Source organism: Deinococcus sp. KSM4-11, assembly GCF_004801415.1.
Taxonomy (GTDB): domain Bacteria; phylum Deinococcota; class Deinococci; order Deinococcales; family Deinococcaceae; genus Deinococcus.
The window spans coordinates 312,183-338,781 of record NZ_SSNX01000001.1 but is presented as its reverse complement, the minus strand read 5'-3'; the positions used below and the strand labels follow the sequence as shown (position 1 = coordinate 338,781).

Annotated in this window: 29 protein-coding genes; 19 read left to right on the top strand and 10 right to left on the bottom strand. The window is 69.5% G+C overall.

The features are described from left to right. Positions 1 to 10 precede the first annotated feature (10 nt). The 5 genes from lepA (at position 11) to E7T09_RS01675 (ending at position 5,506) form a co-directional block, all read left to right on the top strand. Positions 11 to 1,813: a translation elongation factor 4 gene (gene lepA, locus E7T09_RS01695; protein ID WP_136387403.1), complete on the top strand. Its 1,803-nt coding sequence runs from the start codon at positions 11 to 13 to the stop codon at positions 1,811 to 1,813. Between the two features lie 239 nt (positions 1,814 to 2,052). Then, on the top strand, positions 2,053 to 3,129 hold the full coding sequence (locus E7T09_RS01690) for a sensor histidine kinase KdpD (protein WP_136387402.1): 1,077 nt from the start codon (positions 2,053 to 2,055) through the stop codon (positions 3,127 to 3,129). Then, a complete protein-coding gene (locus E7T09_RS01685; RefSeq protein ID WP_136387401.1) occupies positions 3,126 to 3,710 on the top strand; it encodes a response regulator in 585 nt (194 codons plus the stop codon). Before E7T09_RS01690 ends, E7T09_RS01685 begins: the two co-directional genes overlap by 4 nt. A gap of 109 nt (positions 3,711 to 3,819) precedes the next feature. After that, positions 3,820 to 4,296, top strand: a complete 477-nt coding sequence (locus E7T09_RS01680; RefSeq protein WP_136387400.1) for a hypothetical protein — start codon at positions 3,820 to 3,822, stop codon at positions 4,294 to 4,296. A gap of 43 nt (positions 4,297 to 4,339) precedes the next feature. Then, complete coding sequence (locus E7T09_RS01675) at positions 4,340 to 5,506, top strand: pyridoxal phosphate-dependent aminotransferase (protein WP_136387399.1); 1,167 nt, start codon at positions 4,340 to 4,342, stop codon at positions 5,504 to 5,506. 5 nt (positions 5,507 to 5,511) lie between these two features. Here E7T09_RS01675 and E7T09_RS01670 read toward each other — a convergent pair whose 3' ends face one another. Genes E7T09_RS01670 through E7T09_RS01645 form a run of 6 tightly spaced genes read right to left on the bottom strand, consistent with a single transcriptional unit; the run spans position 5,512 to position 11,254 of the window. Further along, positions 5,512 to 6,321: an ABC transporter ATP-binding protein gene (locus E7T09_RS01670; RefSeq protein WP_136387398.1), complete on the bottom strand. Its 810-nt coding sequence runs from the start codon at positions 6,319 to 6,321 to the stop codon at positions 5,512 to 5,514. Positions 6,322 to 6,328: 7 nt separating this feature from the next. Then, positions 6,329 to 7,345, bottom strand: coding sequence for a FecCD family ABC transporter permease (locus E7T09_RS01665; protein ID WP_370293756.1), 1,017 nt, complete (start codon positions 7,343 to 7,345; stop codon positions 6,329 to 6,331). A gap of 38 nt (positions 7,346 to 7,383) precedes the next feature. Beyond that, positions 7,384 to 8,310 (bottom strand): ABC transporter substrate-binding protein, encoded by a 927-nt coding sequence (locus tag E7T09_RS01660; RefSeq protein WP_136387396.1) that lies wholly within the window; start codon positions 8,308 to 8,310, stop codon positions 7,384 to 7,386. 37 nt (positions 8,311 to 8,347) lie between these two features. Further along, on the bottom strand, positions 8,348 to 9,340 hold the full coding sequence (locus E7T09_RS01655) for a FecCD family ABC transporter permease (protein ID WP_370293632.1): 993 nt from the start codon (positions 9,338 to 9,340) through the stop codon (positions 8,348 to 8,350). 36 nt (positions 9,341 to 9,376) lie between these two features. Next, positions 9,377 to 10,297: a sucrase ferredoxin gene (locus E7T09_RS01650; RefSeq protein WP_136387394.1), complete on the bottom strand. Its 921-nt coding sequence runs from the start codon at positions 10,295 to 10,297 to the stop codon at positions 9,377 to 9,379. A 9-nt stretch (positions 10,298 to 10,306) separates the two neighbouring features. After that, complete coding sequence (locus E7T09_RS01645) at positions 10,307 to 11,254, bottom strand: iron-siderophore ABC transporter substrate-binding protein (RefSeq protein ID WP_136387393.1); 948 nt, start codon at positions 11,252 to 11,254, stop codon at positions 10,307 to 10,309. A gap of 113 nt (positions 11,255 to 11,367) precedes the next feature. Here E7T09_RS01645 and E7T09_RS01640 point away from each other — a divergent pair, with 113 nt between their 5' ends. The 8 genes from E7T09_RS01640 to E7T09_RS01605 all read left to right on the top strand — a co-directional run bounded on the left by E7T09_RS01640 (position 11,368) and on the right by E7T09_RS01605 (position 19,439). Continuing rightward, entirely contained in the window at positions 11,368 to 12,138 is a 771-nt protein-coding gene (locus E7T09_RS01640) for an AIM24 family protein (RefSeq protein ID WP_136387392.1), read from the top strand. Positions 12,139 to 12,275: 137 nt separating this feature from the next. Beyond that, the gene (murG, locus tag E7T09_RS01635; protein ID WP_136387391.1) at positions 12,276 to 13,466 is read left to right on the top strand and encodes an undecaprenyldiphospho-muramoylpentapeptide beta-N-acetylglucosaminyltransferase; all 1,191 of its coding nucleotides are present in this window, start codon (positions 12,276 to 12,278) and stop codon (positions 13,464 to 13,466) included. Continuing rightward, a complete protein-coding gene (gene murC / locus E7T09_RS01630) occupies positions 13,463 to 14,881 on the top strand; it encodes a UDP-N-acetylmuramate--L-alanine ligase (RefSeq protein WP_136387390.1) in 1,419 nt (472 codons plus the stop codon). Before murG ends, murC begins: the two co-directional genes overlap by 4 nt. Next, positions 14,878 to 15,765, top strand: coding sequence for a UDP-N-acetylmuramate dehydrogenase (locus tag E7T09_RS01625; protein ID WP_168734654.1), 888 nt, complete (start codon positions 14,878 to 14,880; stop codon positions 15,763 to 15,765). The genes murC and E7T09_RS01625 overlap by 4 nt, the downstream gene beginning before the upstream one ends. Then, positions 15,762 to 16,403 carry a cell division protein FtsQ/DivIB gene (locus E7T09_RS01620; RefSeq protein WP_240741561.1) on the top strand — a complete coding sequence of 214 codons (642 nt, stop codon included), beginning with the start codon at positions 15,762 to 15,764 and terminating at the stop codon, positions 16,401 to 16,403. Before E7T09_RS01625 ends, E7T09_RS01620 begins: the two co-directional genes overlap by 4 nt. After that, positions 16,400 to 17,719, top strand: a complete 1,320-nt coding sequence (gene ftsA, locus E7T09_RS01615) for a cell division protein FtsA (protein WP_136387389.1) — start codon at positions 16,400 to 16,402, stop codon at positions 17,717 to 17,719. The genes E7T09_RS01620 and ftsA overlap by 4 nt, the downstream gene beginning before the upstream one ends. Positions 17,720 to 17,934: 215 nt before the next feature. Next, on the top strand, positions 17,935 to 19,008 hold the full coding sequence (gene ftsZ / locus E7T09_RS01610; protein WP_136387388.1) for a cell division protein FtsZ: 1,074 nt from the start codon (positions 17,935 to 17,937) through the stop codon (positions 19,006 to 19,008). A gap of 110 nt (positions 19,009 to 19,118) precedes the next feature. Further along, complete coding sequence (locus E7T09_RS01605; protein ID WP_136387387.1) at positions 19,119 to 19,439, top strand: RidA family protein; 321 nt, start codon at positions 19,119 to 19,121, stop codon at positions 19,437 to 19,439. A gap of 92 nt (positions 19,440 to 19,531) precedes the next feature. On the opposite strand, the gene pfkA is transcribed toward E7T09_RS01605, so the two are convergent. The 4 genes from pfkA to E7T09_RS01585 all read right to left on the bottom strand — a co-directional run bounded on the left by pfkA (position 19,532) and on the right by E7T09_RS01585 (position 22,108). Then, positions 19,532 to 20,539, bottom strand: a complete 1,008-nt coding sequence (gene pfkA / locus E7T09_RS01600) for a 6-phosphofructokinase (RefSeq protein WP_136387386.1) — start codon at positions 20,537 to 20,539, stop codon at positions 19,532 to 19,534. 63 nt (positions 20,540 to 20,602) lie between these two features. Next, positions 20,603 to 21,478 (bottom strand): 16S rRNA (cytidine(1402)-2'-O)-methyltransferase, encoded by an 876-nt coding sequence (rsmI, locus tag E7T09_RS01595; RefSeq protein WP_136387385.1) that lies wholly within the window; start codon positions 21,476 to 21,478, stop codon positions 20,603 to 20,605. Continuing rightward, on the bottom strand, positions 21,471 to 21,683 hold the full coding sequence (locus E7T09_RS01590; protein ID WP_136387384.1) for a hypothetical protein: 213 nt from the start codon (positions 21,681 to 21,683) through the stop codon (positions 21,471 to 21,473). The genes rsmI and E7T09_RS01590 overlap by 8 nt, the downstream gene beginning before the upstream one ends. Then, complete coding sequence (locus tag E7T09_RS01585) at positions 21,680 to 22,108, bottom strand: hypothetical protein (protein WP_136387383.1); 429 nt, start codon at positions 22,106 to 22,108, stop codon at positions 21,680 to 21,682. Before E7T09_RS01585 ends, E7T09_RS01590 begins: the two co-directional genes overlap by 4 nt. Before the next feature lie 105 nt (positions 22,109 to 22,213). Here E7T09_RS01585 and E7T09_RS01580 point away from each other — a divergent pair, with 105 nt between their 5' ends. From E7T09_RS01580 to E7T09_RS01555, 6 genes are all read left to right on the top strand, one after another. After that, positions 22,214 to 22,654: a 23S rRNA (pseudouridine(1915)-N(3))-methyltransferase RlmH gene (locus E7T09_RS01580; protein ID WP_136387382.1), complete on the top strand. Its 441-nt coding sequence runs from the start codon at positions 22,214 to 22,216 to the stop codon at positions 22,652 to 22,654. 37 nt (positions 22,655 to 22,691) lie between these two features. Next, positions 22,692 to 23,330, top strand: a complete 639-nt coding sequence (locus E7T09_RS01575; protein WP_136387381.1) for a GNAT family N-acetyltransferase — start codon at positions 22,692 to 22,694, stop codon at positions 23,328 to 23,330. Positions 23,331 to 23,397: 67 nt separating this feature from the next. Beyond that, a complete protein-coding gene (locus E7T09_RS01570) occupies positions 23,398 to 23,874 on the top strand; it encodes a hypothetical protein (protein WP_240741560.1) in 477 nt (158 codons plus the stop codon). Positions 23,875 to 23,943: 69 nt separating this feature from the next. Beyond that, positions 23,944 to 24,864 carry a phospho-N-acetylmuramoyl-pentapeptide-transferase gene (locus tag E7T09_RS01565; protein WP_136387380.1) on the top strand — a complete coding sequence of 307 codons (921 nt, stop codon included), beginning with the start codon at positions 23,944 to 23,946 and terminating at the stop codon, positions 24,862 to 24,864. Then, complete coding sequence (locus E7T09_RS01560; protein ID WP_136387379.1) at positions 24,865 to 25,818, top strand: class I SAM-dependent rRNA methyltransferase; 954 nt, start codon at positions 24,865 to 24,867, stop codon at positions 25,816 to 25,818. Positions 25,819 to 25,886: 68 nt separating this feature from the next. Next, positions 25,887 to 26,549 (top strand): monothiol bacilliredoxin BrxC family protein, encoded by a 663-nt coding sequence (locus E7T09_RS01555; protein WP_136387378.1) that lies wholly within the window; start codon positions 25,887 to 25,889, stop codon positions 26,547 to 26,549. Positions 26,550 to 26,599: the final 50 nt, after the last annotated feature.

The following is a 26,599-nucleotide window of genomic DNA, read 5'->3' as shown; positions in this document are numbered from 1 at the left end:
ACTACGGGGCGTGACTCTTCGGCCAGACCATGTCAGGAACTTCTCCATCATCGCCCACGTGGACCACGGCAAGTCCACGCTGGCCGACCGCATCCTTGAGCGGCTGGGCGCGATGGGCGAGCGCGACAAGCGCGACCAGACGCTCGATACCCTGGAACTCGAACGCGAGCGCGGCATCACCATCAAGTCCACGCCGATCCGCCTGACGTACACCAGAGACAGCGGCGAGAGCTTCACCTTCAACCTGATCGACACGCCGGGACACGTGGACTTCAACTACGAGGTGTCCCGCTCGCTCGCCGCGTGCGAGGGCGTGCTGCTGCTGGTAGACGCCTCGCAGGGCGTCGAGGCGCAGACCATCGTGAACGCGTACCTGGCGATCGACTCCAACCTGGAGATCATCCCGGTCATCAACAAGATCGACCTGCCCGCGGCCGACCCTGAGGGGGCCGCCAAGGAACTGGAGGACGTGATCGGCATTCCCGCATCGGACGCCGTGTTCGCGTCGGGCAAGGCGGGGATCGGCATTCCGGAAATCCTGGAGGCCATCGTCGAGCGCATTCCCGCGCCGAGCGGCGATCCGGCCGCGCCCCTGAAGGCATTGATCTTCGATTCCTTCTACGACGCGTACCAGGGCGTGATCCTGTTCGTGCGGGTGCTGGAAGGCACCCTGAGCAAGGGGCAGCCGATCATGCTAGTGAACTCCGGCAAGACCTTCGACGTGGACCGGGTGGGGTTCTTCACGCCGGCGCTGGTCGTGGGCGAGGCGCTGGAGGCCGGGTCCGTCGGCTGGATCGCGGCTGGAATCCGCGACATCCACGACGCGCAGGTAGGCGACACGATCACGCAGAAAGACCGGCCCACGCCCGAACCGTTTCCCGGCTTCAAGCCCGCGCAGCCGGTGGTGTTCTCGGGCCTGTACCCGACCGACACCGAGGATTACCGCAAGATGCGCGACGCGTTGGAGAAGCTCAAGCTCAACGATGCGGCGTTCACCTTCGAGCCGGAGACCTCGGAGGCGCTGGGCTTCGGCTTCCGCTGCGGCTTCCTGGGCCTGCTGCACGCCGAGATCATCCAGGAACGCCTGGAGCGCGAGTACGACCTCGACCTGATCGCCACCGCGCCCGCCGTGATCTACCGCCTGACGCTGACCAACGGCGAGGTGTTCGAGACGCAGAACCCGGCCGAGTTCCCCACCCGCGACCGCATCAGCCGCACCGAGGAGCCGTTCATCAAACTCTCGATCATGCTGCCCGAGGAGCACGTGGGGCCGGTCATGCAGCTCCTGCAGGAGCGCCGGGGCTCGATGATCACCATGAATTACCTGGGCAAGCGCGTGGAACTGCTGTACGACGTGCCCTTCGCCGAGATCCTGTACGACTTCCACGACCGCCTGAAGTCCATCTCGCGCGGGTACGCCAGCATGGACTACGAGCAGACCGGCTACCGCGACGGCGACCTGCGCAAGGTGGACATCATGGTGAACAACGAGGTCGTGGACGCCCTGGCCGTGATCGTGCACGAGGACAAGGCCTACGCCATCGGCCGCAAGATCGTGGACAAGATGGCCGAGGTCATCCCCCGCCAGATGTTCCCGGTGCCCGTGCAGGCCACCATTGGCGGGAAGATCATCGCCCGCGCGACCGTGAAGGCCTACCGCAAGGACGTTCTGGCCAAGTGCTACGGCGGCGACATCTCCCGCAAGAAGAAGCTGCTGAACAAGCAGAAGAAGGGCCGTGCCCGCATGAAGCAGATCGGCACGGTGGAGGTGCCGCAGGAGGCCTTCCTGGCGGTGCTGAGCACCGACGAGTAACCCCCTCCCCGGCAGGGTTCACTCCCCCTCCCCACCCCCGGCCACGCGGTGAGGCGCCGCGGCCGGGGGTGGTGGTTGGAGCGCCGCCACACGTGAGGAACGTCCTCCGGCAGTTGGGCCATCGGTCAGTTTTCCGCGCTGGCACGCCATCCACCCAGCCGGGGGTGGGGCTTGACAAACGCGGGGCCGCCCTTCTAGCCGTGACGGTTCTGTCAGACGCCGCTGCGTACGCTGAACCCATGAGTGCGCGCGCTGTATTCCTACCCGCCGAGGCGGCGTCCACGACGCCCCGCCGGCCGCGGAAGGCGACCCTGCGCTCACAGTTCACGCTGGTGATCTTCATGCTGGCCTTCCTGCCGAACCTGGTGCTGACCTTCATGGCGCAGCCCAGCGTGCCCGTCGCCAGTCTGGTGAGCTGGATGGTCGTGGTCGGCGGGCTGTGCGCCGCCGTGGGCTACCTGCTGAGCGGCACCCTTCTGCGATCCCTGAGCCTGCTGCAGTCCGAGGTGGAACGCGGTGACTTCGCGCAGCCGCACGCCGACGACCCGGCTGAGATCCTGGCGCTGCGCTCCGCCTTCGCGGACCTGCTGGGCCGCCTGAGCGTCGAGCAAACGCGCCGCAACGCCTTTATCGCCACGCTGGTGCACGACCTGAAGACCCCGCTGATCGCCACCGGTCACCTCACGGGGGTGCTCACGACGCTGCCCCTGCCAGACGCCGAGAAGCGCGAGGTGGGCGCACAGATCCAGGCCGAAACCACCCGCCTGCTGGCCCTGGTGCAGCAGATGGCCGACGCCCACCGCTTCGAGCGGGAGGACGTGAACGTGCACCGGCAGGCCACCGATCTGCGCGCCCTGCTCGACGGTGTGGCGCGCCGCGTGCACCCCCAGGCGGACGCCCGTGGCCTGAGCGTTCAAGTGCACGGCCACGGTGAAGCCGACGTGGACGCCCAAGTGCTGGAACGCGCCATCACCAACCTCACCGAGAACGCCGTGCGCTACGCCACGCACGAGATCATCCTGAGCGTCACCCCGCGCGGCGTCATCGTCTCCGACGACGGCCCCGGCCTGACCGTCCCCATCTCGGAACTCGCGCAGCCCTTCAACACGCAGCCCACCACCATCGCCGGTCAGCAGTACACCGCCGGCACGGCCGGACTGGGCCTGTTCATCGCCCGGCGCATCGCCGAGGCACATGGCGGCAGCCTCCAGTACGACCGCGCCCCGCCCGACATTCCTCCGGAACCGCCCAGCCACGCCCGTCCGCCCGCCACCTACACGCACTTCACCCTCGTCCTCCCGGAGGTCATCCCATGAGACTCGTAATCGCCGACGATCACCCGCTGTTCCGTATGGGCCTGAAGTACGCCCTGATCAACCAGGGCTTCGACGTGGTGGCCGAGGCCGCCGACGGCCTGGCCGCCCTGGACGCCTGCCGCACCCTGCAACCCGACGCCGCGCTGCTCGACGTGAAGATGCCCGGCATGACCGGCATCGAGGTGTGCGAGAGACTGCGCCTGAGCAACCCGCACGTCGTGTCGGTGCTGATCACCACCTTCGCCGAGCCCGCCATCGTGCAGGCCGCCCGCGCCGCCGGAGCCCGCGGGTACGTGAGCAAAGAAACCGATCCCGAGAGCCTGGCCCGCCAGCTGCGCGACATCGTGGCCAACCCAGAGATCGACCGCCTGCCGCACGTGAACGTGCCCCGCCTGACCCCCCGCGAATCCGAGGTGCTGCCGCTGCTCGCCCAGGGCTACAGCAACAAGGAAATCGCCAAGAACCTGGGCGTGTCGCCCGACACCGTCAAGGACCACCTCGCCCGCCTGTACGCCAAACTCGACGCGGGCGACCGCACCGAGGCCGTGAGCCGCGCCCGCAGCATCGGCCTGCTGAACTGAGAACGGAGTCGGTCTCACCGGGAGTCGCCTGCAGGTGGCTCCCGGTTCCTTTGGGCCACGCGCCGCATGTGCATCTCCGTGACCTGGAACCGGACGGTACGCTCGGGCCATGACTTGGAAGCGAACACTTGCCCTCACTCTGGTCGCCACCCTCACCCCCGCATCAGCACAGGGCGTCACTGCCTGGGCCGGCTTGGGCACGGAAGCGTATCTCGTGCCTACGGCCACACTGGGCTTGAGCGCCGATCTGGGGCAGTTCAGTGACGTCAAGGTTGGGGTGCGGGGAACGGCAGGTCTGGCCCTGTGGTTCGATTCCAGCGCGCCGGGCCCGCTCACGCTGCTGGGAGCTGATGTGCTGTTCTCCGGCGCAACCGGCCCGCTGAACGTCTACGGCGGGCCAGGGGTGGCGTTCGTTCCCGGCGGTGGCGTGCTGATGGTCGGCGCAGTAGGTGGCCTGAAAGGACAGTTCGGATCCAGTTCGTTGGGCTGGTTTGCGGAGGGTAAGTTGCGGTACGCCTTTGCGGCCGGACAGGGCACCGGGCTGGTGCTGCCCGGCGCGAACCTCGGAATCACCTACCGCTTCTAAACCTCTTGGCCCACTCCTGCCGGGTCGCCTGTACCTTCGGGGGATGAGCGGCCCCTTTCGTCTGTCCGAGAAGTCCCTGAGTCTCAAGCCCTCCTCGACGGTCGCGGTGTCGAGCCGCGCCCTGGAACTCCAGCGGCAGGGCATCGACGTGATCTCGATGAGCGTGGGCGAACCGGATTTCGACACGCCGCCGCACGTGAAGGCTGCCGCGATCGCCGCCATTGAGAGTGGCAAGACGAAGTACACGGCGGTGAGTGGGATTGCCGAACTGCGCGAGGCGATCAGCGCGAAGTTCGCCCGTGAGAACAGTCTGACCCACGCGCCGGATGCCGTGACCGTCACCAGCGGTGGCAAGCAGGCGCTGTTCAATGCCTTCTTCGCGCTGCTGAACCCCGGCGACGAGGTGCTGATTCCCGCGCCGTACTGGGTGAGTTACCCGGAGATGGTGGCGCTTACGGGTGCGGTGCCGGTACCCGTGCCGACCACGCCGGAGTCCGGGTTCCAGCTCGATCCGGGCGTGCTGGAGGCGCTGGTCACGCCCAGAACACGCATGATCGTGCTGAACAGCCCCGGCAACCCGACGGGCGCGGTGTTCCCACCAGACGTGCTGGAGGCGGTCGCGGCCATCGCCCAGCACCACGGCCTGATGATCGTCACCGACGAGATGTACGAGCATCTGGTGTATGGGGCGCAGCAGGTCAGCATCGGAACCTTCGCGCCGGAGCACACGCTGACGGTCAACGGCGCGAGCAAGGCCTACGCCATGACCGGGTGGCGCATTGGCTATGCGGGCGGCCCGAAGGCCGTGATCGCGGCCATGAACGCCATCCAGTCTCAGAGCACCTCCAACGCCAGCAGCGTCAGTCAATACGCCGCCCTGGCCGCGCTGGAGCAGCACGAGGAGACGGCGAGCTTCATCGGAATGGCGAGGAACGCCTACCGCGAGCGGCGGGACGTGATCGTGGCAGGCCTGAACGCCCTGGAGTTGCCGACGCCGACCCCGCATGGCGCGTTCTACGTCATGGCGGGCACCGACCGCATCGATCCGAACGAGCTGGAGGCAGCCCGCCGGATACTCGACGAGGCGCGCGTGGCGGTCGTGCCCGGCACGGATTTCGGCGCGCCGGGGCAGGTGCGCCTGAGCTACGCCACCAGCATGGAGAACATCCGCGAAGTCCTCGCGCGTCTGGGAGCGCTCGTCGGGGCCTGAGAGGGCTACCGAGTCAGCGCGTAGGGAATCACGTGCGGCTTCCCGGTATCCGGGTCGGCCAGGATGTGCCCCCTCAGGTGAAAGACGTCGCGCAGCAACTCGTGGGTCAGGATGTCCGCTGCCGGCCCCTGCGCGTACACCTGTCCGGCATGCAGGGCGATGATCTCGTCGGAGTAGCGCACGGCCTGGTTGAGGTCGTGGAGCACCATCACGACGGTCTTGCCCTGATCCTGATTGAGGCGCTGGGCGAGCTGGAGCACCTCGAGCTGGTGGGAAAGGTCGAGATACGTGGTCGGTTCGTCCAGCAGCAGGATGTCGGTCTGCTGGGCGAGGCTCATGGCGATCCACGCGCGCTGGCGCTGCCCGCCGCTGAGGGCGTCGAGCGGCCGTCCGGCGAAGATCCGCATGCCGGTCTGGTCGAGCGCCCAGTGCACCGCCTCGCGGTCTTCCTGGCGGCGCACCGGGAAGCGGCCCTGGTGGGGGTGGCGGCCGAACCACACGAGATCCTCGACACTCAGGCCCTCGGGGGCGGTGGGCCCCTGCGGCAGGATGGCGAGTCGGCGGGCGACCTCGCGGCTGGGCAGGGCGTGCAGGGCCTGCCCGTACAGCTCGATCTGGCCGCCGGACATGGGCAGCAGCCGCGCCAGGGCGCGCAGCAGCGTGCTCTTGCCGCAGCCGTTGGGGCCAATGATGCTGGTGATCCGGCCGCCGCTCACGCGCAGGTCGAGATCCGGGATGATGATGCTCTGCCCGTACCCCAGCTTGAGGCCAGTGGTCACGAGTGGAGCGGGGCTGGTGTGGTCTGCATCTGTCATGGAGCCTTCAGGCGCTGCGCCGCAGCAGTGAGAGGAAGTATGGGGCGCCGACCAGGGTCGTGAACAGGCCCGCCGGCACCTCCAGCGGGGGCAGCAGCGTGCGGCCCAGCGTGTCGGCAGCGAGCACCAGCAGCGCGCCCAGCAGCATGCTGACGGGCAACAGCCGCGCGTGCCGGCCACCCACCAGCAGCCGCGCGACGTGTGGGGCGAGCAGGCCAACGAACCCCAGGATGCCCGCGCCCGTCACCGCCGCGCCCGCCAGCGCGACGGCGACCGTCAGGCTGAGCAGCCGGGCGGCGTTCACGCGGGTGCCGAGGCTGGTGGCAAGGTCTTCGCCGAGGTTCAGGACGTCCAGCGTGCGTGCCAGCAGCAGCGCGGCGGGCAGCAGCACCAGCGCCCACGGCAGCAGGCGGGCGGCGCGGGCCGCGTCCGCGCCGTACACGCTGCCCGCCAGGAAGGTCAGGGCGGCGCCCAGGCCGTCGGGCGCGCGCACCAGCACGAGCTGCTGCACAGCGCCCAGGGCGGCGGCCACCGCCACCCCGACCAGCGCCAGCCGCACCGGGTGCAGGGTATTCACCCGCTGCCCGTTCCACTCGCGCGCCAGCAGCAGCACCAGCCCGAAGCCCACCCACGCGCCGACCAGCGCCGCCCACGGCAGGCCGCCGGGAGGAGAGCCGGGCCACGCGAGCAGATAGAGGGTGGCCGCCAGCCCCGCGCCCGCCCCCACCCCGATGAGATCCGGCGAGGCCAGCGGATTGCGGATGACGCCCTGCATCATCGCGCCGGACGCGGCGAACATCGCGCCGGCCAGCACGGCCACCACGATGCGCGGCGCGCGCAGGTCGAGCACGAGCTGCCGGGTCAGGGCGTCGCCGTGCCCGAAGATCACCTGCACGACCTCGCCGACCGGCGTCTTCACGGCGCCCACGCCCAGGGCGAGCACCGCGATCACCACGGTCGCAGCGGCCAGCAGCACCCCGAGCGCGACGGCGCGGGCAGTCGTGAATCTGGGTGTGGTGGGCAGAGCGGTCAAGGGTGCATCTCCAGTCAACCGTGGAACAGTCAATAGCGGAATGGGCTGCCGGGCACGGCGTCCTGGAGGAACCGGCTGTCGATGGCCTCGCGCACCATCAGCTTCAGGGCGAGGGGGCCGCGTCCACGCGTCCAGTTGTCGCGGTCGAAGACGTACACGCGCCCGCGCGCCACGGCCGGCAGCTTCTGCCACAGGGGGTTCGTGCGCCACGTGTCGGTGATCGGCTTCTCGTCGGGGGCGGTGAACAGTACCAGCGTCTGGGGTTGCAGGGCGACCAGGCCCTCCAGCGAGACCTCATACTGCGTCTGCCCATCCTTGACCTTCAGGGCGTTCGTGCGGCCCAGGGTCTCCAGGTAGCTCCCCACGAAACTCTCGTCGGTATGAACAGTGACGGTGCGGGGCGTGATCACGGCCGCGACGAAGGTTGGCGCGCCGCGCTTTGTGAAGGCCCGCGCCTTGGCGTTCAGCGACGCCTGGTCGGCCAGCAGCCGGCGGGCGGCGGCCTCGCGGCCCACGAGTTGCCCGATGGCAAGGGTCTGGGCGTTCAGGTCGTCCACGCTGCCCCGGCGGCTCTGGAACGCGGCGGTGGGCGCGAGCTTCCCGAACTGGCCCAGCAGGTCCTTGTGCACGAAGGCGTCGGCCAGGATCAGGTCGGGCCGGGCGGCGGCGATGGCCTCCAGGCTGGGCTGGGCGCGGCTCCCCGTGGCCAGGATGCCCTTCATGCGCGGCGCGAGGTACGGCGGAGCGCCCCGGTCGCCGCCCTGGGTGCCGAGCGAGCCACCCACTGGCGTGACGCCCAGTGCAACCAGCGTGTCCAGGAATGAATATTCCAGCGCCACCACGCGCTTGGCAGGAGCAGGCAAGGTCAGTGTACCGAGGTCGTGCTTCACGCTGACGGAGGCGGCCACGGCGACAGAGAGAGCCGTCAGGACGGACAGGCTGAGGATCTTGTTCATGGAGACTTCCTTTGAGGGTGCAGGCGGACAGGTGGCATCACTTCGCCCGCCACCGGGCGATCAACACGAAGAACGGAGCTCCGACGGCCGCCACGAGAATCCCGACGGGCGTCTCGGCCGGGCGGTCGACCAGGCGGGCGGCCACGTCGGCGGTGACGAGGAAGGCCGCGCCCAGCAGGGCGGCCACCGGCAGACCAAAGCGGTGATCCGGCCCGACCAGGGCGCGGGCGGCGTGGGGCACGACCAGCCCGACGAAGCCGATGGGGCCGACCACGCTGACCGACGCGGCGGCCAGCAGCACGCCCAGCCCCGTGATGATGGCGGAGTCGCGCTCGGTGCGGGCGCCCAGGCCGCGCGCCACGTCCTCGCCCAGCGCCAGGATGTTCACGCGCGGCGTGAGGAGCAGCGCGAGCACGAGCCCAGCGACGACCCAGGGAGCGATCTGCGAGGCGTCGGCCCAGCTCTGGCCGGCGACACTGCCCGCCAGTGAGGACAGCGCCCCCTGGGCGCGCGATTCCCACAGGATCTGGATGGCGCGGGTGGCGGCCCCCGCAAGCGAGGCGACGGCCACCCCCGCCAGCGCCAGCCGCAGCGGCGTCACGCCGACCGAGCGGGCGACGCCATACGCGACCAGCGCCGCCAGCGTGCCGCCCAGGAAGGCGGCGGGCACGAACAGCCACGCCGGGGCCGCCGGAAAGAACACGACCATCACCAGAATGCCCAGCGCGCCCCCCGCCTCCACGCCCAGGATGCCGGGATCGGCCAGCGGGTTGCGCGTGACCGCCTGGAGCAGCAGGCCCGACACGCCCAGCCCCGCCCCGGCCAGCGCGGCGACCAGCGTGCGCGGCAGCCGCAGGGTGTGGATCACCAGACTCTCAGTGCTGTCGTCGGGGTGCAGCAGCAGGCCCGGCAGGTGCCCCAGGGGCAGGTCACTGGCCCCGAACGCCAGCGAGGCCAGCGCCGCGAGCAGCAGCAGCGCCGCCGTGATGGGCAGCCATACGGCTCGGGACAGGGTGGAGGGACGGCTCAACGCCATGACCGGTGGTGTCCAGGACAGCACGTCATGTCAGGCCGTCCACTGGAGCCGGTACTGCCGGACGTCCGACCATTCGGGCTTGTGGCTGGAGCCTGGCACGCTGAGCAGATCGTGGGTGACGGTGGCCCGGACGAGGCCGCACTCGCCGCGCCACTCGAACTGCAGCGTGACGTCTTCCCCATCCACCTCGGCCCAGCGGCGGGCCGCGAGCCAGTCCCAGCCGTGGCGCACCAGCAGGTCACGGTCCACCACCTGCGCCAGCGGGGGCAGGCCGCTGAACCCCCGCAGGTGCCGGGCCACCTCGGCGGGAGGCACCTCCCGGCGGGCCACCTGCACGGCCAGGTCCGGCGTCAGGTGCGCCCACAGCAGGCCGCTCGGCAGCTCCACGGCGGTGGCGGCGAAGCGGTGCCCACCGAAATGGCCAGTGCGCCACGCGCGCTCGCCCGCCGCTGCCAGGTGGTGGTAGACCGGCACCCCGTAGCGCCCGCACGCGGCGTCCACGGTGCCGTGCGTGCAGACGTGCACGTCCGGCCCCAGCGGCACCGCCTGTTCTTCCCACGCGCTCAAGTGCTGCGGGTCGAGCAGGGTGTCGGTCAGGCCGCGCACCCACTCGGCCTGCGGCAGGTCGCTGGCGTAGTCGCGCCGCCCGTAGCCGCCCGCGCCCAGCGTGTAGTGCCTCACGCGCAGGGGCTGCCCGCGCGTGGCCGGGGCGCTCATCAGCAGGCCGAAGCCCGCACCGCTGGCCTCGACCTTGCCGCGCAGGCGCTCGAACAGGCGGTGGTGCTGGGGCGTCCAGTTCGCCACATCGCGCACCTTCGACCACACCGGCACGTCCAGTTCCAGCACCGTCACCTCCTGCCAGTGCGGCGCGGTGCCGATGGGATCCTCGCCCAGCGCGCGGGAGACGTCCGCGCACAAGGGCAGACGGGAGGGCCGATCAGCGGCGGTCAAGGGCCGGGCTCACTTCAACTTCTCGAGGATGATGCGCGTCAGGTCGGTGCTGTTGCGCACGCTCACCAGCGGGCCGGTGTACGCGCTGAAGTCCTCGGGCACGTACACGACGCTCTGGGCGCTCAGACGCTGGCCGATGGGCGTCTTCAGGAAGGCTTCCACGCCGTTGTACTTGCCGCCGGGGGGGAACAGCACCACCAGGGTCTGCTTGTCCAGGCCCAGCAGCGCCTCGTCGCTGATCTGCGCGCCGACGCCCAGCGTGGTCTTGCTGGCGCTGTAGCCGTCCTTGAAGCCCAGGGCCTTCAGGTCAGGAATCAGGCGGGTGGCGGTGTACACCCAGTTCTGCCCGCCCGCGAAGGGCGCGACCACGATCACCTTGGGGTACTTGCGGAAGATGTCGGCGTCCAGCAGCTTGCGGCCGTTGGTGCGGTTGGTCTCGGCCACGGCGCGGATCACCTGCTCGGCCTGCACCTGCTTGCCGAACACGCGGGCCAGGTCGCGCAGACCCTTCTGCCAGAAGCCGGTGCCGCCCTCTTTGTAACCCACCGTGGGCGCGATCTTGCTCAGGGTGTCGTAGTTCTGGTTGCCGTCCCACGTCAGGCGCACGATCAGGTCGGGCTTCAGCGCCGTGATGACCTCCAGGTTGGGCTTCTGCCAGTCGCCGACGTACGCGGGATTCCCCAGCCTGGTGCGGCCAAAGAAGCCGTCTTTCAGCACGTTCGGCTTGATGGTGGTGCCGTCAACGTCGCTGGGGGTCAGGTAGGCGCTGGCCAGCCCCACGACGCGGTCGCTGAGGCCCAGCGCGGCGATCCAGCCGAGCGATTCCTCATCCATCACGACGATGCGTCTGGGGTTGCTCGGCACGGTCGCCTTGCCCTCGTCGTGCGTGATGGTCAGGGTCTGGGCGGAGGCAGCGCTGGTGGCAAGCACGGCGGACAGCAGAAGGGGGTGCTTCATGGGGGCGCATTTTCAAGTAATCCGAGTGGTTTAGTCAAGATAAGGGTGTCCCGTTGTCTACGCCGCCGGGGCCTCGGAAACCTTCCTGCGGCGGCCGTCGTACTGTGGCCTGTATGACGAACATGCACCCTGGAAGTGACGGCACCTACTCCCTCCGCGACTTCGTGGCGCAGACCGCCGAGCGGGACCAGCCGGGCGACGTCTTCGAACTGGAATCCAGCAAGATGCTGGAGGTCAAGGTCAACGGCCGCGTGTGGAGCAAGCTGGGCGCCATGATCGCCTACAAGGGCAACCTCAACTTCAAGCGCGAGGGCACCCTGGAAGGTGGCCTGATGAAGGCCCTCAAGCGCGCCGTGACCCAGGAGATGAGCCCACTGGCGAAGATTGAGGGCCGGGGCGTGGTGTACCTCGCCGATCAGGGCAAGGAAATCCAGATCCTGAGACTCCAGGGCGACACCATCAACGTGAACGGCAACGACCTGCTGGCGTTCGAGGACAGCGTGCAGTACGACATCACCATGATGCGCCGGATCGCCGGGTACGCCGCCGGGGGGCTGTTCAGCGTGCGCATGTCCGGCAACGGCCTGGTCGCGATCCTGTCACACGGCAAGCCGCTGACGCTTCGGGTCACGCCGAACGAGCCGATCTTCACCGACCCGAACGCCACGGTCGCGTGGAGCGGCAACCTCCAGCCGCAGCTCCGCATGGATCAGAGCCTGCGCTCGATCTTCGGGCGCGGTGGCGGCGAAACCTACCAGATGGTCTTCCAGGGTGACGGCTTCGTAGTCGTGCAGCCCTACGAGGAATTCGAGCACGGCCTAGGCGGCGAGAGCAGCCAGCAGGGCGGCGGCGTGGGCCGCGCACTGGGCGACCTGTTCGACTGATCCCGCACCGACCTGGGGAAGCCTGGAGCCGCACGCTCCACGGCTTCCCCTTTGGGATGGGGCTACAGGGCACACGGCTCTCCCCTGTCCCGGGGCCAGCACCCCAGCCCGCGCCGGAAGCTCTACACTTCCCGGCGATGAGTCTGGTCGTGTTGGCAACAGGGGGAACGGGCGGGCACATTTACCCGGCGGTGGCGACCGCACGGGCGCTGATGGCGCGGGGACATGGCGCGCTGATCCTGGGACAGCGGGGCGGCATGGAGCAACGTGTCGCGGCCGAGCAGGGCCTGGAGTTCCAGGGCGTCACGGCCGGCAAACTGGCCCGCAGCGGACAGGGCCGTGCCGATCCGCGCGAGCTGCTGCGGGCCGGGGCAGGCGTCTTGCAGGCCCGAACACTGCTGGCCCGTCTGCGGCCCGCTGTGGTCGTGGGCTTCGGGGGCTTCGCGAGCCTGCCGGGCGTGCTGGCCGCACAGGCGCTGGGCATTCCCACGGTGCTTCACGAACAGAACGCCCGGCTGGGCCTGACGCAGCGGCTGGCGGTGCGCGGCGCGAAGGCCGTGGGCACCGCCTACCCGGAGGTGGTGGGGCTCGACCAGCGCAAGGCGACCCTGGTGGGCATGCCGGTGCGCGAGGAACGGATGGCGCGAGCCGAGGCCCTGACCCGGCTGGGCTTGCAGGCCGGCCCACTCACGATCTTCGTGATGGGCGGCTCGCAGGGCTCGCTGTTCCTGAACAACGCCGTGCCGGACACGCTGCGGAACATCTTCGGCGGAGAGGGCCTGGTGGATCACGAACTGGGCGTCATGACGCCGCGGATCGACCTGGACTTCGGTCTGGAACCAGGCACCGAGCCGCCGGGGAGGCCGGATCTGGGTGCGGGCGTGCAGGTCATCCACTCGACCGGCCCGCGCTGGATGTCCGAAGTCGCCCCCCGCGTCCGCGACCTGGACTGGTACCACGTGAGCGGCTACGTGGACGCCGTGGCCGCGTGGAGTGCGGCCGATCTGGCGATCACGCGAGGTGGGACGGGCACCCTGGCGGAGGCGGCGTTCCACGGCGTGCCGCTGATCATGGTGCCGCTGCCGGAATCGGCCGAGAACCACCAGTGGCACAACGCCATGACCGTACAGCGCGCCGGGGCGGGCCGCGTGGTCGAGCAGGAAAAGGTCGAGGAAGCGCTGGGCAGGGCGGTGTTAGAGTGTGCGGCAGCAGGCACCCGGATCGCGATGCGCACGGCGGCCCTGAAACGCTCACAGCCCGGTGCGGCCGAGCGCTTCGCGGACCTGGTCGAGCGGAACCTGAAGCCGGTGGCCTCCAAGGCGACATGACTGATCCTCACCCTCACTCTCTCCCCTCCGGCCCTGCCGGGACAGCCCCTCTGCACTACCACCTGATGGGCATCGGCGGCATCGGCATGAGCGCCTTCGCGCGGCTCCTCGCGGCGCGTGGTCAGCGCGTGAGCGGTTGCGACGCTTCCGCGACCGAGCTGACCGCGCAGCTCCAGGCCGAGGGCATTCCCGTGGCGGTGGGTCACGCGGCCGCCCATGTTTCGGACGCGGTGTTCGGGCCGGTGGACGTGCTGGTCGCCTCCGAGGCCGTGCCCAAGACCCATCCGGAACTGGTGGCGGCGCGGTCGGCGGGCATCGAGGTGCGCCCCCGCATGACGCTGCTGGATGAGCTGCTCCGCGTCCCGGACAGCATCGGCGTGATCGGCACGCACGGCAAGACCACCACCACCTCGATGATCGCGGTGGCCCTGCTGGGCGCGGGTCTGGATCCGGCGGCCTTCGTGGGCGGCATCGTTCCAGAGTTCGGCAGCAACGCCCGCGTGGGCAGCGGCCCCTTCGTGGCCGAGGTGGACGAATCCGACCGCGCCTTCGCGGAACTCGGCTGTGCCACGGCCGTGTTCACGAACGCCGAGGACGATCACGTGGGCGGCGCCCAGGCGACGTACTGGGAGACCGTGGAGGAGCAGCACGCGGGCTTCGCGCGCTTCGTGGCACAGTCCGGGCGGGTGCTGCTGTGCGCCGACTGGCCGGGGCTGGAGGCACTGTGCGCCGGAGCGCCGGAGCGGCTGAGCTACGGGCAGGCTCTGGGCGCGGACTACCGCGCGGTGAACCTGCGCCTGGATGCCGAGGGCACGGACTTCACGGTCGAGTACCGGGGAGTGGTGCTGGGCGAGGCGCGGGTCGGACTGCCTGGCACGCACAACGTCCTGAACGCGCTGGCGGCGCTGGCGGTGACGCACCTGCACGGCGGGGAGTTCGCGCGGGCCGCATCGGCCCTGGCGGCGTTCCGGGGGCCGGGACGGCGCTGGCAGCGCATCGGGGAGCTGAACGGGGCGCTGGTCATCGACGATTACGCGCACAACGCCACCAAGGTCGCGGCGGCGGTGCAGGCGGCCCGACAGACGGGACGGCGGGTGCGTGTGGTGTTCCAGCCGCACCGCTACCTGCGTACCCAGCAGTCCTGGCCGCGGCTGGCCGACGCGCTGATGGACGCCGACGAGGTGCTGCTGCTCGACATCGCCGCCGCGTCAGAAGCCCCCATCGAGGGCATCCATGCCCGGCTGATCTCGCAGCGTATGGCGGACAACGGCCATACCGGCATTCGGTACATGCCGGATCGGGACGAGGTCGTCCGGACGCTGCGCGCGACGGCCGGGCCGGGAGATATCATCGTGACCATGGGCGCGGGCGACGTGTGGAAACTCTCGCGGGAACTGGCAGGAGTCGTGGCGTGACGGTGCTGGCCGCTAGCCGCACCGGGGCGCGCGTGGAGCGCCTGCCGCTGGCGCGCTACACGACTCTGGGCGTGGGTGGCGAGGCCGAGGTGTGGTTAGTGGAATCGCTCGCGCAGCTGGCAGAGGCGATGGACGAGCCTTACCGTGTGCTCGGGGGCGGGAGCAACCTGGTGATCGCGGACGAAGGCGTGCCGGAGCGCGTGATCCGGCTCGTGGGGCCGCTTGCAGAGCGCGACCTGGAGCCCGACCCGAAACTGAGCACGGCCGATGATGTGGTCACCGGGTGGGTGGGTGGCGGCGTGCCCCTGCCGGGCCTGATCCGGCAGCTTCAGAAGCTGGGACTGGGGGGCCTGGAGGGCACGGTGGGCATTCCCGCCCAGGTCGGCGGCGCCGTATGGATGAACGCGGGCACCCGCTACGGCGAGATGTTCAACGGTCTGCACACCATCGAGATCGTCACGCCCGGCGGCGTGCGCCAGGTCACGCCGGCCGATCTGAAGTGGGGCTACAGAGACAGCGGGATTCCCCGCAACCATGTGGTCACGCGGGTGCGGCTGAAGCTGCGGCGCAGCACACCGGAGGACGTGCTGGCGAGGATGGATCTCGCGGATACCGCCCGCAAGGGCCAGCCGAAGATGAAAACGCCGGGCTGCGCCTTCAAGAATCCAGGTGGCGTGAGCGCTGGCAAACTGATCGACGGGGCTGGCTTGAAGGGCACCCGGATCGGGAACGCCCTGATTGCGCCGGAGCACGCGAACTTCATCGTGAATCTGGGGGGCGCGACCGCCGCCGACGTACATGCCCTGCTGGACGTCATCCGTGAACGGGTGCCAGTCCCGCTGGAACTGGAGTACGAGCTGTGGCCGGAACAGGGAACGCGGTGACCACGCCGGCGCTGGAACCAGTGCGCGTCACGCGCCGCCACTGGCCGTGGATCGCTGGAGCGGTGCTGCTGGGGGCCGCCCTCGCGGCCTCGTGGTTCGCGCTGCCGGTGCGACAGATCGGCGTGACCGGGAACGTGCAGCTGTCACCGGCACGCATCAAGCAGCTCGCGGGCGCGCAGGCGGGGTACGGGTGGCTGTATTACGGTGGGTGGCGGGCAGGTGGGCTGCTCGCCGAACCGTGGATCGCGTCGGCCGTGGTCACGCGGCGCTTCCCGGACAGCGTGTCGATCGCGGTCGTGGAGCGTCGGCCCGTGGCCCGCTGGCAGGCCGGTGGACGCGTACAGGCCGTGGCCGCCGATGGCGCGGTCATGCCGGGCGGGGTGGGGCTGGCGGCCCTGCCGCTGATCCAGGGCTGGGGGCCGGATCGGCACATCGAGGCACTGAGGGTGCTCAGGGCGCTGGCCGGGTACAATGTCAGGTCGGTGGTGTACACGCCAGCGGGCCTGCAGGTGAAACTTCCCTCGGGATCACTCTGGAGTGGCGACCTCGAATCCTTACTGAAGTATGCTGGGAGCATCAGCATGTACCCGAATAAAGACCTTACAATTTACCCCTGGGGGGTGAGCGTCCAGGAATGAAGGACAACCCGATCATCGTGGGCCTGGACATCGGCACCACCAAAATCACCACCGTCATCGGCGAGGTCGCTGAGGGCGGCAACGTCGACATCATCGGCGAGGGCAGCGTACCCAGCGAGGGCATGAAACGCGGCTCTGTCGTGAACCTGGAACGCGCCACCCACGCCATCCGCCAGTCCGTGCAGGCGGCCGAACGCGTCAGCGGCGTCAAGGTCGACCGGGTGTTCGTGTCGGTCGCCGGCAACCACGCCAAGGCCATCACCTCCCACGGCCTCGCGGCCATCCGCCGCAACCAGGAGATCGCGCAGCCCGATGTCGACCGGGCCATCGAGAACGCCCGCGCGGTGCCGCTCGATCCCAACCTGGAAGTCATCCACACCCTCCCGCAGGAGTACGTCGTGGACGGCCAGGAGGGCATCAAGAGCCCAGTCGGCATGCACGGCGTGCGTCTGGAAGTCGACGTGCACATCGTGGCGGGCACGGCCGGGCCGCTGCTCAATCTGCGCCGCTGCGTGCAGGAGGCCGGATTGCAGGTCGGCGGCTTCGTGCTGCACGCCCTGGCCTCGGGCCTGGCCACGCTGGAGGCCGCCGAGCAGATGCAGACGGTGATCGTGGTGGACATGGGCGGCGGCACCACCGACATCGGCGTGTTCAAGCGCGGCAACCTCGCCCACTCCGCGTGCATTCCGATCGGTGGGGAGCACGTCACGGCAGACCTCGCGCAGATCCTCAAGATCCCCATGGAAGAGGCCGAGAACGTCAAGAAGCGTTACGGCGCGGCCCTCCCAGAACTCGCGGATCAGGATCTCACGCTGGAGATCACGACCGCGTCGGGCAGCACGCACGCCATCAGCGCCTTCGAGCTGTCGCGCATCATCAAGCCCCGGCTCGCGGAGATCTTCTCCCTGATCCGCGACGAGATCGACCACACCCTCGGCCCCGTGGAGCTCGTGGCACAGGGCGTGGTGCTCACGGGTGGCGCGGCCAGCCTGCGGGGCGTGGCGGAACTCGCCCGCGACCGCTTCCGCCTTCCGGTGCGCGTCGGTCGCCCGCGCGGCATCGGCGGCCTGAACGACATCGTGAACGATCCGGGCCACGCGGCCAGTGTCGGCCTGGTGCTCTACGGCATCGGGCAGGATGGCAAGGTGCCGCACACGGTCTTCAAGGACGATCCGAACAAGGATCAGATCGAGGGGCTGGTCGCGCCGCCCGTGGTGCTGCCGCCGTCGGTACAGCCGGATCCCAAGCCGGTCAAGGCGGGCAGCGGTGAAGGCTTCGTCGACCGCATCCGCAACCTGTTCAAAGACTGGCTGTAACGCCGGACTCCCTGCCCTCCTGGCTGCCACTGCGAAGCCAGGAGGGCGTGCCCTGTTCCGGTACCTTCAGACGTGACCACTTGTGAAGATCACCGTTCCTGACCGTGTGGAACGTGAAGGGGCAGGCCGCGCCCCGCTCCTTCAAAGGTGCGCTAAACTACCCCGAGTTGAAACGGCCCCCCACTTCGGGGAGGCAGTTCATGTAAGGAGAAACGATGCAAGCGGCCAGAATTCGCGTGATTGGCTTGGGCGGGGCGGGCAACAATGCCGTCAACCGCATGATTGAAAGCGGACTCGAGGGTGTCGAGTTCATCGCCGGGAATACGGACGCGCAGGTGCTCGCCAAGAGCCACGCCGAGATCCGCATTCAGCTCGGCGACCGCCTGACCCGGGGCCTGGGGGCCGGGGCGGATCCCGAGGTGGGCGAGAAGGCCGCGCTGGAAGACCGCGAGCGCATCAAGGAATATCTCGACGGCACCGACATGCTGTTCATTACGGCCGGGATGGGCGGCGGCACCGGTACCGGCAGCGCGCCGGTCGTCGCCGAGATCGCCCGCGAGATGGGCGTCCTGACCGTCGCCATCGTGACCCGGCCCTTCCGCTTCGAGGGCCCCAAGCGCCAGCGCGTGGCCGAGGAAGGCATCAGCAAGCTCGCGGATCGGGTGGACGGCATGATCGTCGTGAACAACGAGAAGCTGCTCACGGCCGTGGACAAGAAGGTCTCGTTCCGCGAGGCCTTCCTCATTGCCGACCGGGTGCTGTATTACGGCGTGAAGGGCATCAGCGACGTCATCAACGTGGACGGCATGATCAACCTGGACTTCGCGGACGTGCGCAACCTGCTGGCCAACTCCGGCACCGTCCTGATGGGCATCGGTGCGGGCCGGGGCGAGAAGGTCGCCGAGGAAGCCGCCATGAGCGCCATCCACTCGCCGCTGCTGGAGCGCGGTATCGACGGGGCGCGGCGCATCCTGGTGAACGTCACGGGCGGCTATGACCTTTCGATGACCGACGCGAACGAAATCGTCGAGAAGATCCGCGAGGCGACCGGCTTCGACGATCCCGACATCCTGTTCGGCATCACGCCCGACGAGGCCGCCGGGGACGAGGTGCGCGTGACCGTGATCGCCACCGGCTTCAACGACACGACCATCGGCATCGCCTCGGGCCTGCGCGGCCCCAGCCTGGAAACCTTCGTGAAGCCCGTGCGCGGCGGTGCCAGTAGCGGCGGCTACGATCCCAAGGACTACGATATTCCCGCGTTCCTGCGCAACGTCGAACGCGACTGAACCCCAGCACCGACAGCGGCCGGAGCAGTGCGTTCCGGCCGCTGTCGTTTGGGTACAGTTCATTGACCAGGCAGTCATCCCTCGTTCACCCTGCGGCCTACGATGACGCTATGAAGATCACGCACCTGAATCCGGACACGCTGATGAAAAGTCCGGCGTTCTCCCAGGCGGTGAGCGTGGATGGCGCAGGACGCCTGCTGTTCGTCGGCGGTCAGAACGGCACCCGGCCGGACGGCACGATGGCCGGGGCAGACATCGGCGCCCAGTCGGCCCAGGCCCTCCTCAACGTGCAGGAGGCGCTGAAGGCCGGCGGGGCCGGGTGGGCGGACGTGGTGAAGCTGACCATCTTCCTCGTCCACGGTCAGGACCTGCAGGCCACGTTCGCCGCCGCGCAGACAGCCGTGCCGGGCATGACCCCCCCACGGCCGTGAGCGGCCTGTTCGTGGCTGGCCTGGGGAATCCCAAGGCGCTGATCGAGATCGAGGCGGTTGCGGCCCTGGCCTCCCCTACCTGACGCTGCCCGTTAGACGCTCAGGGTCTTGGCGCAGCGGTACAGGTCACGGCTGACATCCTTGCGCTTTTCCCAGGTGAGGTTCAGCGGCGTGTAGGAGATGCCCCCGGCGTCGCGGCCGACCATCACATCGCTGCGACCGTCCATCAGGGCGTACACGGACGCCTCGCCCAGGCGGCTGGCCAGGATGCGGTCGGAACTGACGGGGCTGCCGCCGCGCTGGATGTGCCCCAGGATGCTCACGCGGATTTCAAAGCCGGTCTCGGCCTGGATGGCGTCGGCGACGCCCTGCGCGCCACCCGGGTAGCCCTCGGCGACGATGATGATTGAGCCGAGCTTGCCCTTGGCGACCGAGTCCTTCACGACCGCGATGGCGTCCGAGACGGGCTTGCCGTCCTCGGGAATGAACACTTCCTCGGCCCCACCGGCCACGGCGACGTCCAGGGCGATGTGCCCGGCGTGGCGGCCCATGACCTCAATCACGAAGATACGTTCGTGGCTGGCGCCGGTGTCGCGCAGCTTGTCCACGGCGTCCAGCGCGGTCTCGACGGCCGTGAAGTAGCCGATGGTGTGATCCGTGCCGTACAGGTCGTTGTCGATGGTGCCGGGCACGCCGATGACCGGAATGCCGTGCTCCTGCTGGAGGTAGTGGCCCCCGTGGAAGCTGCCGTCCCCGCCGATCACGATTAGGCCGTCCACGCCCCACTCGCGCAGGTGCTTCGCGCCGCGCTCGCGACCTTCGGGGGTTCGCCAGGTGGAGCTGCGCGCGGTGAGCAGGATGGTGCCGCCGCGCTGGATGGTGTTGGCGACGTCGCGCGGACCGAGGAGGTGCAGTTCGCCGCGGTGCAGGCCCGAGAAGCCCCGGCGGATCCCGACGACCTCTAGGCCCTCGAAGGTGGCGGTGCGGACGACGGCGCGGATGGCGGCGTTCATGCCGGGCGCGTCGCCGCCGCTGGTGAGGACGGCGACGCGCTTGATGCCGGCGGAGTTGGGGTGGTGGATGGGCGTGGGTTCGGTCATGGGCGTCTCCCTTGGGGGCGTGTGGGGCTCGGCCGAACCCTGCGAACGGACCAGCAGATCGTCCTAGGACGTCTCGTGGCCAGGACTGGCCGCGCTGGTGACCTGCAGGGCCAGGGCATATGCGTCATTCTTACGCAAACCCCGCGCCATGAGAAGGTCACGTATATCTCGCGCCGCGTGGCCCCCGGCCGCCAGGGCGGCGGCCTCGGCGCGGTACGCCTCCGGGCTGGCCGGCTCCACAGACGCAGCGTGACCGTCCACGACGAGCACGATCTCACCCTTCACCTCGCCGGCAAAATGCGCGGCCAGGTCGTCCAGCGTTCCCCGCACGGTCTCCTCAAACTTCTTGGACAGTTCACGGGTCACGCTCGCCGCCCGCTCGGGGCCACAGACCCCCGCGAGGTCGCGCAACGTGGCCGCCAGCCGGTGCGGGCTCTCGTACAGGACGCTCGTCTCGGCGCGCGTGGCCACCGCCTCCAGGCGCTCCTTGCGTTCGCGGCCGGAACGCGGCAGGAAGCCCTCGAAAGTGAAGCGCCCGGTCGGCAGGCCCGAGAGCACCAGCGCGGGCACGAAGGCCGTCGCGCCAGGGAGCACCTCGACCGGAATGTCGGCTTCGATGGCTGCCTGCACGAGTTCCGCGCCCGGATCGCTGATGCCCGGCGTGCCTGCGTCCGACACGTAGGCCAGGCGGGGATGTTTCTCCAGCACGGCCGCCGCACGACCCATGGTGTGCGCGTCCAGCCGCACCAGCGGCTTGCGGATGCCCAGGTGCGAGAGCAGCGCGCCGCTGCGGCGGGTGTCCTCGCACGCGACCGCGTCCGCACCGCGCAGCACCTCCACCGCCCTCAGGGTGATGTCGCCCAGGTTCCCGACCGGCGTGGGCACCAGCCACACGCGCGGCTCCAGTTCGGCGTCGGGTTCCGTCGGCGCGTCAGTCATGCCCTGGGCCGTGCGCCCCGAGGGCCAGGCCAGGCGTGGGTTTCAGGCGAATGCGAACCTTGCGCGGCCCCTTGAGCACCCCGGCGATCCGGGCCCGCAGCAGTTCGCCCTCGCCGACCGTCACCGTCACGATGGTGCCTTCCGGCAGCCGGGCGCCCACCACGACCACCACCCCGTTCTCCACGACGCCCTTGTAGGCCCTCATGCTTCCCTCCCCTGCGCGCGGCGTTGCCGCTGCTGTGCTCTGGCCAGCGCCTCGCGCAATGCCACGATCTCGGATTCCCTCGCGCCGCCCAGCCGGGCGTAGCGGTCAATGACCTCGGATGCTTCCCGCCGACGATCCAGCCTGAGCAGCAGGATGCCCAGGTGTTCGCCCCCCACAAAATACGCGCGTGGGTTCTGCGGATCGGCACGGACCTGTTCGCGCGCCGCTTCTAGCCGCTCCATGGTGCGGCGGTGGCGGTTCACCTGCCAGCGCACCAGGAAGGTCGCCGCCGCGAAGGTCAACAGGGCGAGCAGGATGGACACGCTCACTGCCTCCGGCACGCCCACCTGCGCGCCCAGCCGCACCGACAGCGGAAAGCAGAAGGCCAGTACCACCAGTACGGCCAGGGTCGCCGCGTAATTCACGGCCTGCCCCTCACGGCGCACCCTTCACAGCGAACCCGCCGCCGGTGGACTGTCCTTCATGCCGCACAGTGTAGCGGCCCGGTGCGCCGGAGTACGCTGCGCAGCGTGCGACTGCACCTGATCACCGTCGGGGAACCGAAGCTCGCGTATGCCCGCGCCGGCTGGGAGGAATACGAGAAGCGGCTGCGGCGGTACCACAAACTTCAGGTCACGCGTGTCGTCGGGAAGTCGCAGACCCTGGAAAGTGAAGCCGTACGCCGGGCAGCGGGCCGCGCGCCGCTCATTCTGCTCGACCCGCGCGGTCAGCAATTCACGTCGGAGGGCCTCGCGGCTTTCCTGGAGGCCCGCGCACTCGCTGGTGACGGTGAGCTGGCCTTCGCGGTGGGCGGCCCGGAGGGCCATACGGACGAGCTGCGGGCCACGGCCAGTGCGCTGTGGAGTCTGGGACAGCTGACGTTGCCGCACGATCTGGCGATGGTGGTGCTGGTCGAGGCCCTGTACCGCGCGTCCACGATCACGGCCGGGGAGCCGTACCACCGAGGGTAACGCAGAGCCTCCCGGAGTGCCCCCTACACTGGACGGCATGTTGGACGCAGCGCCCCTCACCGACCGGCCCGCCCCCGACCAGCCCGTCACCGACTGGCTCGACGCTCCCACCCTGCACGGGCATGCGGTCACGCTGGAGGCCCTCACAGAAGCGCACGCGGCCGATCTGGCAGCCGGGGCGGACGAGGACACCGTGCGCTTCCTGTCGCGCGGCGGGCCGGATGCGAACACGCCGGGGGCCTGGGCCGGGTATATCCGGCGGCTGAATGCCATTCCGGCCCGCGTGAACTGGGCGGTCCGGCGCCTCGACACGGGCGTGGCCGTGGGGCGCATCTCGTTCAGTGAGGTGAAGCCCGGCGACCGCTGGGTGGAGATCGGCACCATGCTGTTGCCCGCCGCGCAGGGCGTGGGCATCAATCCCGACGCGAAACTGCTGCTGATGGTGCGGGCCTTCGAGGTGCTGGGTGCGAACCGCGTGCAGTTCAAGGTGGATGCCAGGAATGCCCGTTCGGTCAGGGCCATGCTGAAGCTCGGCGCGGTGCAGGAGGGCACCCTGCGGCAGTACCAGATCCGCCCGGACGGCTTCGCTCGGGATTCCGTGATGTTCAGCGTGCTGCGCAGTGAGTGGTCGACGGTGAAGGCTGGCCTGGAGGGACGCGTGGCTGCCGGCCGCTGAACCGTCGGCCTCCCGCATGAGAACGGGCAGAGGATTGTCAGAAAGGCTCTGCTAGCGTGGGGCACGTATGTTCCGCCCGGTCGTCTCCTCCATGCCTTACCTGCGGCGGGCGGGCCTCCTGGCGGCTCTGCTGGGCGGCGCGGCCCAGGCGCTGATCGTGCCGATGCACGGCTGGGTGCCGGTGAACGGCGATGCGAACGTCTGGACGGATTCGACCGGGGCGTGCCTGATGCGCGAGGAACATTACGGGCAGGCCTTCCCCACCTTCACCAGTCCGGAGGAGGCCCGCGCCTTCGCGCTGAAGCTTCAGGTGTCGCTCGACAAACGCCTCGACAGCGTCGTGACCCAGCCGGTCGACCGGGCGGGCGTGTGGGGTGTGCTCGCCGCCTACGACTTCCAGCAGGACGGAGCGACGTACCGCGTGTCGCAGCTGTACCTGAGTGACCGGGGCATCCTGAGAACCATCACGGGCAGCGCCACGGTAGACGGCGCCGGCTCCTGTGTGAACGCCATGCGGGACTTCATCCGGTACCTGGCGAATTGACGGCCGGGCGGGCGTGGTAACCTCGCCGCTTGAGATGACTGCCGCACCGATCGCCCCGAGGTTCCGTTCATGACGGTCATGGCCGCGCTGCTGTCGTGGTTCCTGGTGGGCCTGTTCATTCGGGTCAGCAAGGCCCGCGGCTGGGGCCAGCCGATCCGCGTGGACGGCCCGGCGCACCAGCACAAGGAAGGCACGCCCACGGCGGGCGGGGTTCCCTTCGTGCTGGCACTGGCCGCCGTGTTCTTCCCGCTGTACTTCACCGGTCATGCCGGCGGCCAGCGGGAACTGATCATCATCCTGGGCGCCCTCGCCATGGGCGTGATCGGCGGCATCGACGACCTGCTGAAGGTGCGCTCGCGCATGGTGGGTGGTAAGAAGGAGCTGCTGGCACGCGAGAAGTTCCCGCTCCAGTTCATCGTGGCCGTGGTATTCGCCTACTTTGCCGCGCCCCTGGCTGCCCATGAGCTGCTGCCGGGCCTGGGCCGCTGGGGGGACATGGCCCTGATCACCTTCGTGATGGTCGGCTCGGTGAACGCCTTCAATTTCGCCGATGGTCTGGACGGCCTGCTGGCGGGTATCGCGATCATCGTGCTGCTGCCGCTGTTCGCCCTGTCGCCCTCGGCGGCGCTGCTGGTGGCCGTGCTGCTGGGCTTCCTGTGGTTCAACGCGCACCCGGCGCGGGTCTTCATGGGCGACATGGGCAGCCACGCGATCGGGGCCATCGCGGCCGGGGCGTACATCCTGTACGCGGACGTGTGGCTGCTGCCCATCGCGGCGATCATGCCGGTGGTGGCCGTGCTGAGCGTGGTCATCCAGGTGATCTCCTTCCGCACGCGCGGCGGCAAGCGGGTGTTCAAGATGTCGCCTATCCAGCATCACTTCGAGCACCCGGATGTCGGCTGGCCGGAAATGCACGTCGTCATGCGCTTCTGGATGGTCACGGCGCTGGCCACGGCCGGCGTGTGGTGGCTGCTCGGCGGCCGGCCCTGAGTGGGCACACCGTCCTTCGTTGATCCTGCTCCGCTGGCCGTCCGCCGCGCCCACCTGCCCGCGCAGGGCACCACCATCTACCGCGCCGCGCACACCACCGAGACGGACGGCCTGTACGCGCTGGACGTGGCCGGGGATGCGGGCATCCTGAACCTGTATGACCCGCTGGGCGAAGCCGCCGAGGTTCAGCTGGCCGCCGCCTGCGCGGACGCGGCCGGGTTGGCGGGCGTGTACGTGAAGCGCCGTCCCCCCGAAGCGCGCCATCTGGCGAACGTGGCCCGCCATGACCTGTCGCCCCCAGAGCCGATTTGGGGCGGCGCGAGGCCCGAGGTCACCGCGATGGAGAACGGTGTTCCCTTCCTGATCCGCCCAGGTGCCGACCTGAGCGTGGGGCTGTTCACGGATGCCCGGCCGGCCCGCGCGTGGGTGCGGGCGAACGCAGGTGGGCGCGTGTTGAACACCTTCGCGTACACCTGCGGTTTCGGCCTGAACGCGGCGCTCGGGGGCGCGGCGAGCGTGAAGAACGTGGATCTGTCGCGCAAGGTGCTCGCGTGGGGCCAGGAAAACTACGCCCTTAGCGGCCTGAGCGCGCCGGACACGGATTTCCTGTACGGCGACGTGTTCGGGTGGCTGACCCGCCTGGGCCGTCGGGGCGACGAATTCGATCTGGTGATCCTCGATCCGCCGAGTTTCGCGCGCGGGAAAAATGTGGTGTGGCGGGCCGAACGCGATTATGGCGGTCTGATGTCGTCGGCCGCGGGCGTCACCGTGCCGGGCGGCCGGGTGCTGGCCCTGCTGAACCATGCGGGGGTGGAGTCCGGCGCCTTCGAGCGGCTGTGTCGCGCGGGACTTGAACAGGCGGGACGTTCCGGCCGGATCATGGAAAGCCTGGGGCCGGGCGAGGACTACCCCGGCGCAGGTCACCTGAAGGTGCACGTGTGGCAACTGGACTGACGTGTCCTCTTCACTCGACTTGTGCGCCGCCTCACTTCGTTTTCTAAAGCGGCGGGTATGCTGGGGGCATGACGCAGACCCACGATGCCCAGAACGCCGCCCCGACGCAGGAACAGGTGCTCGTGCCCCTGACCACCCCCGAGGACGTCGATACCTTCCTGAAGGAATACCCGCTGGCGGCCGTGTTCAAGGCCGGCACCTGCCACAAGACCATGCAGGGCTTCGGCGTGCTGGAAACCTTCCTCCAGAAGCATGATCTGCCGGTGGGCTTCATCCGCGTGGTGGACTGGCGGCCCGCGAGCAACCACGTGGCCGACCTGACCGGCATCCAGCACCAGAGCCCGCAGCTGATCCTGTTCCAGGACGGCCAGCCGCAGTTCGAGGTGAACAACTGGGACATCACGCCCGAGGCGCTCACGCCGGTGTTCACGGCGCACGTGCCGGTGCGTGAGGGCGTGGCGGCCGTGACCGGAAGCGAGGGCGTGGAACCCTACCGCCGCCTGATGCGCGCGTACCTGGACGGCCAGCTGTCCGACTGGGCCTTCCAGGATCAGTACGTGACCATGTTCCGCGACGATGCCAGCCTGCGCAGCCAGCGTGAATTCGAGGCCCTTTCGCGGCTGTTCGGTGATCCGGACGCGTACCACGGCGGCCTGCACCAGCTGGGCGCCCCGCAGGAGCGCGGCGACCTTCGTCCGCGCGTGGCGGCGCTGCTCAACGACCTGAGCTGAACGGCAGATTCACGTCTTTCACGTCCCGCACCTTGCCGTGCGGGACGTGA